At 55.5% G+C, this 17,148-nt stretch carries 14 protein-coding genes and 1 pseudogene; 11 read left to right on the top strand and 4 right to left on the bottom strand.

Annotated elements, in window-relative coordinates:
- The first annotated feature begins 167 nt into the window (after nt 1-167).
- The 9 genes from G9465_RS21620 to G9465_RS21580 all read left to right on the top strand — a co-directional run bounded on the left by G9465_RS21620 (nt 168) and on the right by G9465_RS21580 (nt 12,141).
- Nucleotides 168-1,091: a TAXI family TRAP transporter solute-binding subunit gene (locus tag G9465_RS21620; RefSeq protein ID WP_166974476.1), complete on the top strand. Its 924-nt coding sequence runs from the start codon at nt 168-170 to the stop codon at nt 1,089-1,091.
- A 31-nt stretch (nt 1,092-1,122) separates the two neighbouring features.
- Nucleotides 1,123-3,141, top strand: a complete 2,019-nt coding sequence (locus G9465_RS21615; protein WP_166974473.1) for a TRAP transporter fused permease subunit — start codon at nt 1,123-1,125, stop codon at nt 3,139-3,141.
- Between the two features lie 288 nt (nt 3,142-3,429).
- On the top strand, nt 3,430-4,494 hold the full coding sequence (locus tag G9465_RS21610; RefSeq protein ID WP_227015848.1) for an amidohydrolase family protein: 1,065 nt from the start codon (nt 3,430-3,432) through the stop codon (nt 4,492-4,494).
- Nucleotides 4,491-4,874 (top strand): Rieske 2Fe-2S domain-containing protein, encoded by a 384-nt coding sequence (locus tag G9465_RS21605; protein WP_166974467.1) that lies wholly within the window; start codon nt 4,491-4,493, stop codon nt 4,872-4,874. Before G9465_RS21610 ends, G9465_RS21605 begins: the two co-directional genes overlap by 4 nt.
- Before the next feature lie 205 nt (nt 4,875-5,079).
- Nucleotides 5,080-6,555 (top strand): aldehyde dehydrogenase family protein, encoded by a 1,476-nt coding sequence (locus G9465_RS21600; protein ID WP_166974464.1) that lies wholly within the window; start codon nt 5,080-5,082, stop codon nt 6,553-6,555.
- 326 nt (nt 6,556-6,881) lie between these two features.
- The gene (locus tag G9465_RS21595; RefSeq protein WP_166974461.1) at nt 6,882-7,874 is read left to right on the top strand and encodes an IS110 family transposase; all 993 of its coding nucleotides are present in this window, start codon (nt 6,882-6,884) and stop codon (nt 7,872-7,874) included.
- Nucleotides 7,875-8,236: 362 nt separating this feature from the next.
- Nucleotides 8,237-9,427 (top strand): inorganic phosphate transporter, encoded by a 1,191-nt coding sequence (locus tag G9465_RS21590; protein WP_166974458.1) that lies wholly within the window; start codon nt 8,237-8,239, stop codon nt 9,425-9,427.
- Nucleotides 9,428-9,792: 365 nt separating this feature from the next.
- Entirely contained in the window at nt 9,793-10,200 is a 408-nt protein-coding gene (locus G9465_RS21585; RefSeq protein WP_227015847.1) for a hypothetical protein, read from the top strand.
- Nucleotides 10,201-10,845: 645 nt separating this feature from the next.
- On the top strand, nt 10,846-12,141 hold the full coding sequence (locus G9465_RS21580; protein WP_166974455.1) for a hypothetical protein: 1,296 nt from the start codon (nt 10,846-10,848) through the stop codon (nt 12,139-12,141).
- A 247-nt stretch (nt 12,142-12,388) separates the two neighbouring features.
- Here G9465_RS21580 and G9465_RS21575 read toward each other — a convergent pair whose 3' ends face one another.
- Together G9465_RS21575 and G9465_RS21570 are read right to left on the bottom strand one after the other, a co-directional pair.
- Entirely contained in the window at nt 12,389-12,865 is a 477-nt protein-coding gene (locus G9465_RS21575; protein ID WP_166974452.1) for an acyl-CoA dehydrogenase, read from the bottom strand.
- The gene (locus tag G9465_RS21570) at nt 12,862-13,857 is read right to left on the bottom strand and encodes a ParA family protein (protein WP_166975134.1); all 996 of its coding nucleotides are present in this window, start codon (nt 13,855-13,857) and stop codon (nt 12,862-12,864) included. The genes G9465_RS21575 and G9465_RS21570 overlap by 4 nt, the downstream gene beginning before the upstream one ends.
- 733 nt (nt 13,858-14,590) lie before the next feature.
- On the opposite strand from G9465_RS21570, the gene G9465_RS21565 reads away from it, so the two are divergent.
- Both G9465_RS21565 and G9465_RS21560 read left to right on the top strand, forming a co-directional pair.
- The gene (locus G9465_RS21565) at nt 14,591-14,962 is read left to right on the top strand and encodes a helix-turn-helix domain-containing protein (RefSeq protein ID WP_166974449.1); all 372 of its coding nucleotides are present in this window, start codon (nt 14,591-14,593) and stop codon (nt 14,960-14,962) included.
- Nucleotides 14,959-15,299, top strand: a pseudogene (locus tag G9465_RS21560) (type II toxin-antitoxin system PemK/MazF family toxin). The gene G9465_RS21565 and the pseudogene G9465_RS21560 overlap by 4 nt, the downstream one beginning before the upstream one ends.
- A 154-nt stretch (nt 15,300-15,453) precedes the next feature.
- Here G9465_RS21560 and G9465_RS21555 read toward each other — a convergent pair.
- On the bottom strand, nt 15,454-16,479 hold the full coding sequence (locus tag G9465_RS21555) for a diacylglycerol kinase family protein (RefSeq protein WP_227015846.1): 1,026 nt from the start codon (nt 16,477-16,479) through the stop codon (nt 15,454-15,456).
- Nucleotides 16,412-17,134, bottom strand: a complete 723-nt coding sequence (locus tag G9465_RS21550) for a DUF2270 domain-containing protein (protein ID WP_166974446.1) — start codon at nt 17,132-17,134, stop codon at nt 16,412-16,414. The genes G9465_RS21555 and G9465_RS21550 overlap by 68 nt, the downstream gene beginning before the upstream one ends.
- Nucleotides 17,135-17,148: the final 14 nt, after the last annotated feature.

The following is a 17,148-nucleotide window of genomic DNA, read 5'->3' as shown; positions in this document are numbered from 1 at the left end:
GCAAAACGGATAGGTACCCTCCACAGATAACACGACGCAGACTTCTGGGCACAGCGGCGATGGGGTCTGTCGGACTCTTTGCTGGCTGTACGAGTAACAGTACAGGATCTTCCAGCACAAACGGATCCACCGACGATGAGACCTCGACAGATGGGCGACAGACGGAGATGGAATTCATTGCTGGTCCATCGGATTCGCTGGCTTTTAGCATGGGCAACGGGCTTGCTTCGGTAATTCGCGACAACAGTGACCTCACTGTAAACATTAAATCTGGCACGAGCAGTCAGGCGGTGACTCTCGTGGGGCGCGGTGAGGCAGAGATGGGATTTAGTACCACGCTCACTGGTATTCAAGCAAGTCAGAGCACAGGTGCGTTCGAAGGTACCGACTTCAGTCAGGCCATCCTCCAACTCCCTTCCTATTACTTCATCCGCCTAGGGGGATTCGTGAAATCGAACACCGATGCCGAGTACTTCAGTGATCTCGAAGGCAAGTCCTTTGGTCCGGGTCCGTCCGGGACCTCCTATTGGCCCGTGTTCAAACTCGCACTGGAAAAGGCACTGAATCTAGATGGTCTCGAAATTGTAAACTCTAGTGTGGGACGACTCCCGGATCTTCTGTCGTCTGGTCAGGCCTTCTCAGTTGGTGGCCCGACACTGTCGAACAACGTCATTCCGGGATTCACCCAGCAGGTCATCTCGCAGGGCAAGGTACGGATGCTCTCATATCGTAGCGATGTTCTCGAGGCTATTCGAGACGATCCAACTGTGCCGCTCGTCGACGTGAAAAAAGACCATTTCTCAAATGTTAACGAGTTCACGGCGGACGGAGATACAGTCCCGATGGCCTCGGCAAATTACGTGGCTTGGTCGTCTGATGCAGTGTCTGAAGATCTGATCTATAATCTCTACAAGACCGCCTGGGAGAACACGGAGGCGCTGAGCAACGTTCACTCTTCGTTCAAACTCTGGGCATCCAAAGAGTGGTACACTCAGAACATGACTCCAGAGGTTCCCGTGCACCCGGGTGCCGCGAAGTTCCTCAAGGAGATCGGCGTATGGGACGACACGTATTCTGTGGGTTCTATTTGAGGAAATACTGTTAAATCCTCGACTTACAAATATGGAAACCGGCATGACCAAAACAAGCATTCGGAAAACTGTTGCAACAACGTTAACGTCCGCATCCGGCGTTCTCACGTTCGTTATGGCACTATGGGTCATCCTCTTTGCCTTCAACAGTCTCCTCCCGCAGAGACAACACGCAAACATCGTACTGGGCCTCGGGCTCGCTGCGTACTACTTCATGCACGCAGGTGAGATTCTCGAACAAGGCCGAGAATCGACGACTTCCTCGGTACATGCTGCGGTCTGCGTCCTACTGGGACTTCTCACGCTCGCTGCGACTACCTACGTACACGTCTCGTACTTCCGATGGCTGGAACAGGGGAGGTTACTCATCTACTCAGGCACTGATCTCCTCGTCGGGCTCACCCTCATATACGCTGTGACTGACGCGACCTTCCGAAAATACGGGACTGTTCTCGGACTCGTCGTCGTTGGAACGATCCTTTACGCGCTCCTGGGAGCACACCTCCCTGGGACCCTCGGTCACAGCGGACTGACGGCCGAAGAGATCATTCAACGCCAAACGATTACCCTTACCGGCATCTATGGCTTCTTGCTTCAGGTCGGCGCAACTTGGATTGCCATATTCATTATATTTGCGGGCCTCATCGAGGGGTACGGAGGCTTCGAATACATCAAAGAAGTTGGTGACCGGATCAAGGAACACTCGAGAAGCGGCGTCGCACAATCGGCAGTCATCACGAGCATGTTCATGGGGACAATGATGGGCTCCGCAGCATCGAACGTCGCAACTACAGGATCCTTCACGATCCCACTGATGGATGAACATGGCATCCCCCCTCGAGTCGCCGCTGCAATCGAGTCAGTTGCGAGTACCGGTGGTCAAATACTTCCACCCATCATGGGGACTGCCGCATTTCTCATGGCAAATATTCTAGGGGTGTCGTTCTCGAAGATCGCGATCGCTGGTGTGATCCCAGCATTCCTCTTCTACGCCGGCACGTCCATCGGTATTCATTTCCTCATAGTTGGCCAAGGCTGGTATGGTGAACGCACCTCTCGAGGCCAAGCCGAGGGAGGAAGTAACGCCGAGCGGTACGCGGAGAACACCACTCCTGACGACGCAGGCGGCGAGGCTTGGAACTCCAGATGGAATTTCCTCGCCCGCGGTCTGCAGTACATAGTGCCATTACTGGTACTCATCTACGTGTTGGTTATCAGGCAGTCCGGCCCGCTCGCAGCTGGGTTATATACGATTAGTACAGCGGTGCTGGCCCGCGGTGTGCGTCAGGGTCTCAACAGAAACGTTCGGGAATTCCTGTCCGAAACTGTCCGAGGTCTCCGTGCTGGCGGGGAGAATCTCGCTCCGTTCCTCGCTATCCTCGCTTCGTTGGGGATCGTGATCAACCTGTTCAGTGTGACCGGACTAGCACAACGCATCGCGTTCGAGATGGTCGACATAGCCGGTGGGAACTTCTTCATTCTCCTGATCATTACGATGGTTGTGTGCCTTCTGCTCGGACTCGGGATGCCTACGCCGGCCGCATACGTACTGGTAGCCACAATTCTCGCACCTGTGCTTACAGCAGTTGGTGTCACTGAGATGTCCGCTCACTTCTACATCTTTTACTTCGCATTACTCTCCGCGTTGACTCCGCCAGTCGCACTTGCGGTCACAGTGGCTATGAGCATATCTGGAACAGATTTCGTCGAAACCGCTAAGGCCGCGCTCACTATCGGCGGTCCGACATATGTTATCCCATTCATGTTCGTAACCAATCCGCAGTTGTTGGAATGGGCTTACCCAACGACACTCTTCCTAGTGGTAACGTTCACCATTGCAATGGTCGCACTGGTCGTCTCTCTCACAGGGTTCAACTTGAGCCAAGAACTGTCCTGGCCAGCGCGAGCGGCCGCGTTTGGTCTGTTTCTCACTATCGCCTTCGCACCTGTCTCGCTAATTCAACTAACGGGTGTGGTTGGATTCATCGCATTACTCGTTCACACGTCGAATATATCGCTCCTAAAAATAGCTGAATTCCGTCCCTCATAGACGGAGTAGTATATTTCTCGTATCGATTGGCTTCGACCAGACGTGGGTGAACGAGGAATCAGACTGATCCTGTCGGCTGTACGCTAGTCAAGATCCCTCACCGGATGATTGGGACATAATAAGCGCCGTTGTTCGCTTGTAACGCCGTGAGGCACGTTACTTCGGATGGACAATCAGTCTCTCCATCTCCAGGCAATATTGTCCTGGGTAGATGATTATAAATTCTAAGCGTCCCAGCCAACCCCTATGGGTAGTAAGACTAGCCAGAGTACCCGATTAGCTGACAAAGTGACAGTAGTCGACGTGGACGCTCACTTCCTCGAGTCGTTCGAAAACATCGCTGAGTACATGGACGAACCGTGGCGAACGCGACTCAAGGAAAGCGGCTGGGGTGAAATCGGGGCTAAACAGAACGCCACGTCGTACTTCCCGACGACAACTGGAGACAGAATGGCGTACGGCCGGATTGAGCGAGAACATTCGAGTTATCCCGACGACCCGGCAGAAACGGACGAGATCTCGACTGCAATGGAGGAAATCGGTATCGATGTCCAGTTACAGATCTCGCATCTCTTACTCCCAGCGAATGCTGCTCGGGCAGACGATCAACGCGTGACGCAGTTCATGGAAGCGTACGTCAAGTACGTCAGGGAACATATACTTGATCCGGAGGCCGGCATCTATGGGCTCGTTCCGGTACCGTTCCACGACGTCGATGCGGCAGTCGAACTCCTGAAAGAGACAGAAGACGACGAGGGCTTTATCGGAGCCTGCATGATCGCAGCAGGTGCCCGGCCACCACTTGGCAACCGAAAATACGATCGGATCTACGAAACCGGTGTCGAACTCGAGTACCCCTTCATTTTCCATACTGGTGGTGCTGGATTAGATGGGTACGACGGATTCCAGTCATTTGTGGAAACGCATTCCCTGGGATTCCTCGCATCTAACCAAGCACAGCTCACGAGCCTCGTTATGGAGGGAATCCCGGAGAAGTTCCCTGATCTCGATATCATCTTCATGGAATCTGGCGTCACATATGTTCCTGCATTGATGACGCGTCTTGACGAGGAGTATCTCAAACGCCCCGAGGAGACGCCGCTTCTTGAGAAGAAACCGAGCGAATACATTCAGAACATCTATTTCGGGACACAGCCAATCGAAAAAAATGCGGATCCCGAATATCTGGAAAAGTGTATTGACATGATAGGCACAGACCAAATCATGTACGCATCCGATTATCCACACTGGGACTATGACAGGCCCACAACGATAACAGGGCTGCCGTTCCTCAGTGACGAAGAAAAATCCAAGATTCTGGGTGGCAACGCGCTACGGGTGTTCGACCTATGAGTGGCCGCGTTGAAGTCAAGCCGGAAGCGGAATTCGATGAGGGTGACCATGAAATTATCGAGGCGAACGGTCGATCTATCGGTGTGATCAGGTACGGAGGCGAGTTCTACGCCCTCAGCAATACCTGCTTGCACGATTGCGGACCGGTTTGTACAGGTCGTGTCCACGAGAAAATGACTGGCGAACATGAGGAACCCGGTCAACCACTCAATTGGTATCACGACGAAGATGAAGTCGTTATCAGTTGTCCGTGGCACGGATGGACCTACGACGTCGAATCCGGGAAGCATATCGGAGACGATAGCATTCAACTTCCTACCTACGACGTGATTGTCAAGGATGGGATGGTCTACGTCGAAACGGATCTGTTGGATCGTTAGACCGCGCCGAGAAGGTTGTAAATAGACGTATTGATGCGAGAGACTGCAGTTGACTACTCGGTTCCATCGCCGATGAAGATGCACAACTGTAGGCACCTCTCGGACAGACATGCGTACCGATTTTTGCTCAACCTGGTGGCGGTGAAGCCGCACTACGTCACTACAAGATCGAAAATTTAACCATCTTGCGAGAGATAACCAAACTATGGGCACAACCAGCTTGCCAGTTATTGACAACTGTAGCGGCATGTACATTGACGGTCAATGGCGGTCGCAATCCGAAGCCGAAAGCATAGAGATCACCAATCCGGCCACTGGTGAACGTCTCACACAAACCCCTGCGTGCACTGCTGCAGACGTTGACGAAGCGTTCGCCGCGGTCAAACGTGCGCAGAAAGAGTGGGCAGAAACGCCTCCCCGTGATCGCGCCGACGTCATCAGAGAGGCAATTTCCGTGTTGGAGGAAAAGAAAAGCGAGGTTAGAGAGCTGCTTTCTGTTGAATCGGGAAGCGCCGCGGTTAAAACCGAAGCCGAATTCGAGACAGCGATCAATCACATGGAAGTTGCTGCAGATCACTCTCGCAACAAACGAGGGCTGATCTCGGCGTCCAAGACGTATCCCGGAAAAGAAAACCGAATTCAGCGGGTTCCTGTCGGTGTCGTTGGCGTCATTGCACCCTGGAATTTCCCGCTCGCTCTTGCTCTCCGCGCTGTCGCACCCGCCCTGGCGCTGGGCAACGGTGTTGTGTTGAAACCGGCTGAGGAAACTCCTCTTTCGGGCGGCTTGCTCCTCGCCCAGATCTTCGACGAGACCGATCTCCCAGACGGACTACTCAACGTCGTTCCGGGATATGGCGATGAAGCTGGGGAAGCAGTTGTCGCAAACCCGGCCGCATCTGTCGTTTCGTTCACCGGTTCGACTGCAGTCGGACGCCACGTTGCGAAGGTCACCGCAGAACGGCTAGCAGAACCGGCTCTTGAACTGGGTGGCAACAATCCCTATATCGTTCTGGACGACGCTGACCTGTCCCGTGCTGTAGATGCCGCTATCTTCGGTTCGTTCATGCATCAGGGACAGGCCTGCATCTCGATCAACCGACATCTAGTCCACGAGTCGATTTACGACGAGTACACCGACCGGCTCACGGCTCGCGCCAGACAACTGAAAGTCGGGGACCCGCTGGACGAGGACACGATCATCGGTCCGGTTATCAACGAACACCAACGAGATAAGCTCGTCTCGTTAGTCGAGGCGACAGTCGAGGAAGGGGCGACAATCGAAACTGGGGGGAACCACGACGACTTATACGTGGAGCCGACAGTTCTTTCCGACGTCACGAACGAGATGCAGGCCGCCTGTACCGAACATTTCGGCCCGATAGCTCCGGTGATTCCATTTGAAACAGACGAAGAAGCGATTCAGTTGGCGAACGACACGGAGTATGGGCTTTCAGCCGCCGTCCAATCGTCTACTCTCTCTCGCGCCGAACGAGTCGCTCAAGAACTCGAATCCGGCATGGTTCACATAAACGACCAACCGTTCAACGGTGATCCGTACGTTCCGTTCGGGGGCGTGAAGAACTCTGGTATTGGCCGATATAACGGCGACGCAATTTATCGGAAGTTCACGAAGTCGAAGTGGACGTCGATCCAGCGGGACCCGCGTGAGTATCCGTTTTGATCTCACTTCGATCCGTTCAGATACGTGAGACAGGACGGCGAGAGCGGTGATACGTACCTCGGCGAACACGTGACCGAAGGTTGCTCGAACTCGAGATGACTTTTGTAAGCGGGACTCATAGAATGACTCTATGAAAATCCTGCCTTGAAGCCCCTGGCGCGTGAATCAGGACAACAGGGGTTGGCAGAGACCGAGTGTGAACCAATGCTTCAAAGCATGCTAGAACGACCGGTCCTAGCCCGTGGAAGGAAGAAGAATACTGTGCCACAGAGCACGTATAGGCGCCTTTCCGATTCACGCACGCTCAGCCCCAACGGAGGCGTTGCATGTACCTCGGCATCGACACCCACAAGAAGTACTCGCAGGTTGCCGTCGTCGACGGCGACGGCAACCTGCAAGACGAGATTCGCTTGCCAAACGACCGCCTTGACAAGCTCGCCGAAGAGTACGCTGGTGGCGACGCTGCCATCGAAGCCTCGGGTAACTACCGCCCGATCTACGAGATGCTCGACGAGCATCTCGACGTTACCCTGGTAAATCCATCAAAGAACCGGATCATCGCCGACGCAACAGTCAAAACAGATCGCGTCGATGCGAAGAGACTCGCGCACATGCTTCGCGCGGACATGCTCGCTGAGAGTTATGTCCCACCGGACGAGATCCGCACCCTGCGGGATCTCGTCCGGACGCGTAAGTCGTTAGTCGAAGAGCGGACTGCTGAGAAAAACCGCGTGAGAGCAGTCCTCACCCGCACTGACAACACCTACGACAGCGAGTTGTTCGGCCCCACCGGACGAGAGTTCCTGGCGGAACTCTCGCTCAGTGACGCTGACCGCACAATCATTGAGGCGCATTTGTCGGTGATTGACGCCTACGATGAGCAGATCGAAGCGATTGAGGAAACGATCGAACAGAAGGTACTGGAATCGCCAGCAGCCCAACGGCTGCTGACGATTCCGGGTGTCGGACAGTACACTGCTGCTGTGATCGTCGCCGAAGTCGGTGAGATTGATCGCTTCGATGAAGACAAAGAACTCGTGAGCTACGCAGGGCTTGATCCGACGGTTCACCAATCTGGTGACAAGGAGATCCGCGGTGGAATCAGTAAAGAGGGCTCAGCGCCACTGCGCTGGGCCCTCGTCCAGTGTGCGAACATAGCTGTGCGCTGTGACGAGTACCTCGGAAACTACTATACACGGCTGAAAGAGCGCAAGAACCACCAGATAGCGATCGTCGCAACGGCTCGCAAGATGCTCGTGTCGATCTTCCACATGCTGCAGCGAAAGGAGCCATACGACCCACCGGAGGTGAGTGCCTGAGCGACCAGCCCGGTCGCTCAGGCATCCGAGCTCGATTTGACGTGTAGCACCAGCTTTCGCCGTGAAGATGTCCCCCGCCTGCAGGTTGGTTCACCACTTGGTGCGGGCTGCTGTCTGGTGATTCACGACTTCAGTTACGGGTGAGCGGACCGCTCACCTGAAGTTTTTCATCAGTAGCGTGGTTAGTTTGGCGTGCAGGATTTTCATAGGCGGTTATCACACCGAAACGCAGGGTGAATGCCGAGATCGTATGTGCTCAGCGACCATGCAAGACTATCTTTCGATAGCGTCGTCGTTCCGGGTCGTGGCGACGGCAATAAAGACGAAACATCTATTTGAACGCCAGTCGTTGCTGTGGCCACATGTTAGCGGCGATAGCAGTAGCAACGTTACTCTTTGCGGTGTTTGGGAGCCTGTTTATGGCGTGGACGATTGGAGCCGGATCGAGTGGATCGACACCATTCGCGCCAGCAGTCGGGGCGAACGCGATTTCGGTGATGCGTGCGGGGTTCGTCGTTGGCCTGCTAGGGTTCGCCGGCGCTGTCTTGCAGGGTGCCAGCGTCTCCGAGACTGTCGGTAGCGGACTGATCACTGGTGTCTCTCTTTCGCCGCTTGCGGTTATCATCGGCCTGTTCACCGCGGCACTCCTCGTCGCGGTCGGGATCTTTACCGGCTATCCTATCGCGACGGCATTCACTGTCACCGGGGCAGTGACTGGTGTCGGACTGGCCCTCGGTGGCGTACCGGCGTGGGAGACCTACCAGCGGATCGTCACTCTCTGGCTGTTAATCCCCTTCGTCGGCGGCGGCGCTGCCTATACCACTGCGCGGGCACTGACTACTCACCGGATCCCGACTGATCTCGTAGTCAGCGTACTCGGGATCATAACAGTCTTCGTCGTCATCAATATGCAGTTCACAATGCTCGGTCCGCCTGGTGAAAGTCGTTCTCTATCGATGGTCCTTCAGCTCTTGATTGATCCTCGGGGGGGAGATTTTTTTCTCGGCAAGGGAACTGTCTCGTTCCTCATCGCTGGCGTTGGCGGGTTCACTATCAGGCGGACGCACACGATCTCGGCGGTAGACACCGAGCGTCGTTTCCTCTTGCTCCTCGGTTGTCTCGTCGCGTTCTCAGCCGGCGCGACGCAGGTTGGCCTTGCCGTGGGTCCGTTACTTCCATTACTGGGCAGGTGGAAAATTCCGATAACTGCCGTGCTGGTGTTCGGCGGGATCGGGCTGTTGGCTGGATCATGGACAGGCGCACCGCGGATGATAAAGGCGCTCTCGCAGGATTACTCTGCATTGGGTCCGAAACGCTCCATCGCGGCCCTCGTCCCCTCATTCGTTATCGCCCAGGCCGCGGTCTTCCTCGGCGTTCCCGTCTCGTTCAACGAGATCATCGTGAGTGCAATTATCGGGAGTGGGTACGCGGCCGAAAACGCACCAGTAAGCCTCGTAAAGATGCGGAACACCACGCTGGCGTGGTTCCTGTCCCTCTGTCTCTCAGGGGTCTGCAGCTATACTGCGGTTACTGCCCTGCGGACGTTCGCTTGAGTGCAGTCTCCGTGCCGGGGCAGTATCATCGGCCAGCCGAATCAGGATGCGACGAGTGGCTCCGCTCTCTGTTCGAGTGTAAGCCCGAGTAGCCCACAGACAACAGAGCGTCGGAGGAGGAAGAATTGAGCGAGGTAGGGCATTGCGTCATCACGACGAGTTCCTCAGTCTGCGTCTGGGCTACTGATTCGATGTACCGACTCGAATGCGAATCTCGATCTCGTCGGAATCGTGCGTTCTATGCGACCGACGTGTTCTCGGCGCTGGAACAGGGGACCTCTTCTACGTGATTCCCGCACCGCGCGATGACCGCGTCAAGCGGATCATCGCGCGCATGAACGAGGACCCCAACCGGAGACACGCGAGTGACGGTCAAACGCGACCACCCGGTGTACAGGCCAGTGAAACACGGTGTCATGAAGAGTAGCGCCGAGACAACGCTCGTCGGACTCCCACCAGACGAAGACCGCGAGGAACTCCAGGTGTTTGCGACCAATCTTGACGTCGACGACGAGATTGGTCTCGACCGACAGTGGACGAAAAAGCAGATCCCCCGATACAACCGCCGCGGCGGCATCGAAACCGCCTACAGTAAGATCAAGGAGTTCAAGCCGTGGACGACCTCGACGAACTTCTCGATTCGGCTGTTTCATTTCGGATTCCCAGTACTGTTGTACGATTTGTGGTTGCTGGTAGACTTTCTGGTCCAGACGTTGATCGGTGTCGTGGAGTTTCGTGCATGCCTTCGCCGGGAGGTGAGCGCATTGCTGTAAACCCCGGTCCGTGGAAGCACTTCGTGAGAGGCATCACCGCCGGATTCGGCTGGTTTGTCCCGTACTACCTGTCCGACCGCTACTCACCACCGCTGAGTAGCGGTCGTGACTCCTTGATCAGCCAGTACGTTGGCCCGATTTTCACCGAGAGACGTGGTTCTTGTGCACGGATTCGGCGGTATTCGCAGCGCACCACCTCGGAGGATGGATTTGATGCGTGCCTTCTATTCTTCCGAAGTCACTGTGAAAGAGGTGCTGTCTTGCGATTCTGATTTTATATAACTCAGTGTACTTTTTAAGTGATACACTCCGTGGCGGGCTACTAATCGCCAGACACAAGCCTGTCCATCTGTAGATAGCGTGAAAATAAGGCACGCATCAGATCCCAAACTCCGAAGCTGTGCGCAGCGCCATCCAATCAATTCTGTATATCGACATAAGGTTTATGCGATATCAGGCACTAATACAGCTATTTTCGGAGGCCCCACAGACTCTGATAGTCTGTTTGCCCCCAAAATATATACGCAGACTGTGAGAAATGCGCTATCACCAGAACATGCCGGACTTAGAATCGGTACCTCGCACAGCGAGCCGCCTTCTCTCTATTTTCAGCAGCGAACAGCGGACACACTGGAGGAACACTCGATGAGCGACACTACAGCATCAACGACCGACCACGACTGGGAAGACGTCGACGACGTCTCCTGGACGCTCCTCGACCGAGAGGAACTCGTCGACGCGTACCGGGCCGTCGTCGCCCCAGTGATGGAAGCAGATGGACTCAACCCTGAACAGGAAAAGCCGACGCACAGCTGGCTTCGCGACCACAACCTCCGTCCACTCCTGTATGCTTTGCGAGAGTACCACGACCGTACGTTCACAGAGTTTTGGCGTGAGGATCTGGGATTCGACGTCGAGAAATCAGGCTATGCTTGGGCGACTGATCACGATCGAACTATCGAAGCACTCGAATCATTCCTCACTTCGCGGCGAGAACGGAAAGGTCTCGCCGATTCATCGATTGATACACTCCGCTATCGACTGAACCGCTATATCCGTTCCTATCAGAGTGAAAACGAGTCCGGCGACCTCGTAACACCTGTTGCTCGCGACAGCGATACTCCTCCATACGAAGCAGTTGATGCATGCTGGGCGGCATTTGATCGCCTCCACGCGGAGCTCGACGGCGGGCAGACCAAACGCCGGATCCATCTCGCGGTCTCGAACTGGTACGCTCATCTGGTGCGGCGAAAATGGGCCGCCGTCAATCCCGCTGACGGCCTCGACAACGAGTTCGACTGGTCGAACGGGAGCGATGACGACGCCAACACGCCGTGTCTCAGCACCGACCACGTCCGATCACTCTACCAGGCGGCTACCGATCAGGAAGAGCGCCTCCTCGTCCTCGCACTGTGTGCGTGGGGACTCCGTCCGAACGAGGTTGCCAGTCTCCGTGCTCGCCAATTCGTTCTTGATGTCTCGGATGACGAGATCCCGTACATTGACTTCGAAGAGCGAAAGAACGGTCCTGGGGAGGTCTCGCTGCTCTACGGGCAGGACGTGCTCGAAGACCGTCTCGCCGCGTTTGCCGATCACGACGACTGGGACGGCTATCTCTTTCCATCTCCCCAGGGATCGGGCAGCCCGATCTCTCGCTGGACGGTCTGGAACCGGTTTACACGGCTCGCCGACCGTGCGGGTTTACCCGACGAAATCGATGGTGTGTCGCCAGCTCCAAAGATGGGGCGACGGTTCTGGTACGATGCCTATTCCTCCTCACTCGACGTCGTTCTCCGCAGTCTCGACGAGATCGCGACAGAACAGGGCAGTGCCAGTGCCGATATCGTCCTACAGAATTATCTCTCGGATTCGCGGGCCCGGAAGCTCCGGCGAGAGTATATGCGTGACCAGCTGGCTGCTGCTTTTGACGCAGATCAGTAACTAGTGCGGTACTGCAATCGTCTCGGATCCGCTAGACGCAGAGAACCCAAAGTTCCAGACTTCAGGGCGAGTTGACTGTCGCCCGTCCGCCGAGACGACTGTTGGCCTCGACGGACGTACCGCATCCCGGGTTTCTTCCACTCGCTAACCAACACAAGATGAATCTCGGCCACCGTGTTGGTTACCAAGGAGAGCCCGACGTGTCACTCGACCAGCGACACGAACGAAAACAGACCGCTACAGTGGTTCAATCCAACGCGCCAAATCCTTCGTCTTTCATCAACTCGGCGACCTTCTCGGGGTTCTGGAACGCAGCGAGCAGTGCGAACTCACGAGCGTCGGTTTTCGCGACTTCGTCCGTGTCGAGTTCGTCGGCGAGTGCGTTCCGGAACGCGGCTTCCTGTTCGGCGACTTCCTCTCGAAGGTGGATCTCTAGACGTTTGTCACGCTCGTCGCCGACGTTGCTTCGGCGAACGAAGTATGGATAGTCCGGCGTTGAGGGCTCCGCTGCCGACATTGCCTCGGTATCTGATGACGTCGCGGTGGACGCGTCTGCCGAGTTGGTCTCCGTCGCCGTCGAATCGTTCTCCTCGGCTGTACTGGACTGATTATCCGCGGACAGTTGTTGGCTCTCGTCTCCTTCATTCGTCGACTTGTCACCGTCGGCGTCATCGTCACTACTCCCGAAGTCGAGGTTCCCGGAGCCGGACTTGAAGTTGCTCATGCGGTCGTCGCCTCCGTCGTCTCGTCTTCCTCAAGGTCGATTTGACGATTGTCGTGGCCGTCGATATCCAGTTCGAGGACTGGGTCAATCTCGGCGTCAAATGTTTCCGTTGCGATGAAGCGAGCCAGTTCGTAGAGTTTCTCTAGTGTATCAACCTCTCGGTCACGGACACGCCGCTGGCCGGGCTCACTGGTCATCTCGCCGTCTCTCTCGAAGGTCTTCCAGCGCTCTTCTACCACTTTGAACGCAGACCCTCGCGCCTCCCACATCGCGTCCATGAGGCTCTCGCGGTTGCCGATGGTGACCGGTGTCGCGAACTCTGCCGTATTCTCGAACTGTTGCTGGTACTGCTGGTGAGCATTTGTCTGTCCCACGCCTGAAGGCACGACACAAGACAGACCGATCTCGATGTCGAGCTGTGTCTCCATGTTGCCGACCAGTTCATCCAGCCCATCGAGACTCAGGTTCCCCTTCCCCGCGGGCTTGACCGGCGCCATGAGTGTTCGAAGGGCGAAGATAGCGTTATACAGCAAGTCTTCCGCACGGGCGTTGGGATCGATGAGGATCGCGTCGTACTCCTCGTGGAGTGCCTGTTTCTCCCAGAGGAGTTCGTACAGTAACTCGAACCGTGGATATTCCTCCCGGGACATGTTTTGCATCCCCGTCTCGTAGGATATCTTCTGCTCCAAGTTGGACGTGAAGTCACCGAGCATGTCGTGACTCGGGATGATGTCGACTCCCTCTTCGGTCGTCTCGATGAGATCCCCGAAATCCCCGTCGGGCATATCCAGGATATGCTTGACCAGATTGTCCGCGCCGGGGTCGCTTCGGTGTTCGCCGACATCAAAGAGGCTAGTCAGGTTCCCCTCTTGTGGGTCGAAATCCAGCACGAGTGTGTTCTGCCCCATCCGCTCAAGTGCGACGGCGAGGTTGGCCGTCATCGTGGTCTTGTACGTCCCGCCCGACTCTGAGTACACCACGGCCGTAATCATACACCACGTGCTATAGCACACTGTATCATAAATCTGTGTCAGACGGTCATGACTGCTATCTGTTACAGATATCTGTGACAGGTCCCTATACCAGATATCTATGAGTCTTGAGTCTAGCAGTTTCCGAGATATATCGGTGATGCCAGTCATTCTATAGTACTGTATCGGTTATCTGTAACAGGCATCTGTTACAGATATCTGTGGCAGTCGTCAACAATCCGACGTAGCCAGTTTCTGTTATAGAGATCTGTATTGACTATCTGTGATTAGCGTCTGTGATCTAATCGAGTCGGTCGTCACCTGCCGATTATAATCACCAGGCTCCGATCAATACGCTAGCTGGCTTTGGTTCGTAACCTATCACAGACATCTGTGACAGCGACTTCTCCCAACGCCAACCGCCACACCCGATACCTGACTGGTATCGAATACGGTCATAATCGCAGTCGTTACAGACAACACTAACAGACAGCTGTTACAGACTACTGTGACTGCCTTCCCATTTTAATCGATGTTGATAAAAAGTAACCAGACACAGAGAATATAACCGTCCGTATTCTCTCCAATAAATCACTGATCGATATACAATCCACTCAGTTCAGTAGTTGAGACTGGTCGTCTCAATGCATACGGTTCTCGAACTCCTTCGCGATGGACAGTAATTCACCTTCAGCAATTTCGTAGCTTTCACACCTAACACTCTTTACAGCGGATGACGTACCTCCTTTCAACGATGTCCATCGACCGAGATACGTTCGAGAACACGAGCGAGGACGAGCTCGCGGATCTTTCGGTCCCTGATCAGGTCCTCGGGTTTCTCGCCGCCAACGAGGATCGGGCGTTCAAGGCGCGCGAAATCACCTCTCAGATTGGCGTTGACGAGGGGGCGGTGAGCACTGCACTCTCACGATTGAAGGACCGCGGTCTGGTCGAACACAAGGCGACGTACTGGGCGATAACCGACGACGCCGAGCGCCTCGAAGGATACAGCGGCTACGAACGGGCGACCGCACTGTTCAACGACCAACTCGGTACAGAGGATAAGGAGGCGTGGCGCGAGCACGCACCGCAGAAGCCCCACCCGAGCGTCGAGGATGAACAGTGACCGACGAAGACGCTCCGATCTTCGAGCGTGGAGACGTCGTCTACGGCGATGATCCGTTCAAAGATGACGGCCCTGGCTCATTCTCTCGAACCACAAGGGACGGCCGTTTTACGGCGAGCAATACATCGCGCTGACGTTGACGTCGAAATCCTGGATGGACGGCCTCATCGACATTCCCGAGGATAGGTGGCTTCGTGGCGGTACGCCAGACGAGAGCCGGGTCGTTCCATGGGGTGTACAATCAATTGGCCACGAGGACATCGATTTCTGGCAGGGCCGTCTCGCGGACGATCTCGTCGATACCGCAACTACTGCTCTCGTCGACGAACTTCGGTAGCCACTTTCGAGCACTCACGTGCTACGTGTACAGCCACTCCTGACCGTAGTCTCAACTCCCGAACATTGCGGGAAATGGAGACTGCTGCTCTCAATGTATATGGCTCTACTCCACCGTTGGAGACGATAGTTCCGGGAATGACCACGTGATGTGACTAATCTGAGTTCATATCCTCGTACGTTGACCCCACACAGACAGTAAGCGACTGTGGATCCGTATACAACACGAGTTCGTCGTGGGTGTTTAGCTCACCATCGAGACTGAACGTGATCGAATCACTGCCGCGCTCTCGAATCTCTAGTTGGCTCGCCTGAACGTGGCGCACGTGTTCGGTATCGCGACCAAATACTCGCTGCGCGGTCGCTTCGGCCAGAATGTCACTCGCAGGCATCTGTTCAATGAGGACGACATCGAAAAGCCCGTCCTCAACGTTGGCCTGCCCGCCACGATTGACGAATCGCAGGACGTTCCCGACGAGCACACACAGCGCCTCTCCCGACCACGTCGTTTCCTCGCCGTTCGAGATAGCAGTGAGATCGATGTGAAGTTCCTCGAACTCTGTGAGTTCCTGTAGACTGGCGACGACGAATGCCAGCGAGCCGAACCGTTCTTTCAGGTCGCTTGATGCCGCCACGCTGACTTCGGCAGGTAATCCGGCAATACACGACACAATGAACGGTTCCCCTCCGGCGAACCCGATATCGATCCGTCGTCGTTCACCGTGGTCAAGCAGGTCGAATCCCTCTTCGACGCTCGCTACCCCAATGGCGGTTGCAAAGATGTTCTCTGTCCCCGTCGGAATCACTCCGAGAGTTACCTTCCCGAGAGCGGATGCCTCTACGAGACCACGGACGACCTCGTGGAGCGTACCGTCGCCACCCGCGACAGCCAGTCGATCAACGTCGTTCGCGGCAGCGTCCTGCGCGAGCTGCACCGCGTGTTCTTCGTGTGTCGTTTCCTGGATCGTATAGTTCCGTTCATCCGCGGACTGACGAACGTCGTCGACGTGGTCTGCCGTTCCGCTCGTCGGATTGAGGATGACCCACTGTTCGTTCCCGTCTGAGCGGGTCGAGGTGGGCCCGTTCTGGCCGTCAGGTACTGGATTTCTGTTGTCAGCCATTGTCGTTCTCATCCTCTTTCCACGTCCCTGGATCGCCTTCATGAAACTCTCCTTTTGCATGCCGTTCCCGGGGCCACAGTGCAATTATAATGGCGGCTATGTAATAGAGAGCGATGGCAGCTACGACGAGAATTCCAGGGACGACGGCGATGGTGGCTGTCGTCAGTGGGCTCTCGTTTGGCGCGAACGCCGTGATTCGGAACAGCCACGCGACGAGTAACACAGCCAGCAGCGGAAGGTAAATCCGTCGAAGACGGTTTGCTGTGGCTTCCCATGTTGATACTTTCAGCGTCGGTGTCCGATAATCTCGACTGAGTTTGCTCCGCCAATCCTCATGTTCAACCCCGACTGACGGATCAAGCGCGTCTGCAAGCAAGTTCTGTTGGAAGAGACGCACTCGTGAGCGATAGACATCATAGTCACGATACCGCCGTGCTTCAATAAACAGGAAGAAAGAGAGCGCTAGAATACCGACGAGGATGATATAATGTGGATTATCGCCACTGGAAAACGCCCACGTGAGAATCGCAGCCACAACCGTTACCCCCCACGTAGTCGTCTGGTCGAGGCGTGACCGCCATGTCGTCTCCCGGTCCAATTCTCCGCGATAGGCATCACCCAATATCGAACTCATCTCTGTGCTGTGATCGGCGATCTCGCTGCCAAGTTTGGCTTCCTCTGCTCGTTCTGGGTCGCCTGGCGTTTCATCGGACATACAGAGAGGTACGG

The organism is Haloarcula sp. JP-L23 (genome assembly GCF_011602445.1).
Lineage (GTDB): Archaea > Halobacteriota > Halobacteria > Halobacteriales > Haloarculaceae > Haloarcula > Haloarcula pellucida.
This window is presented reverse-complemented; position numbering and strand designations above follow the sequence as displayed.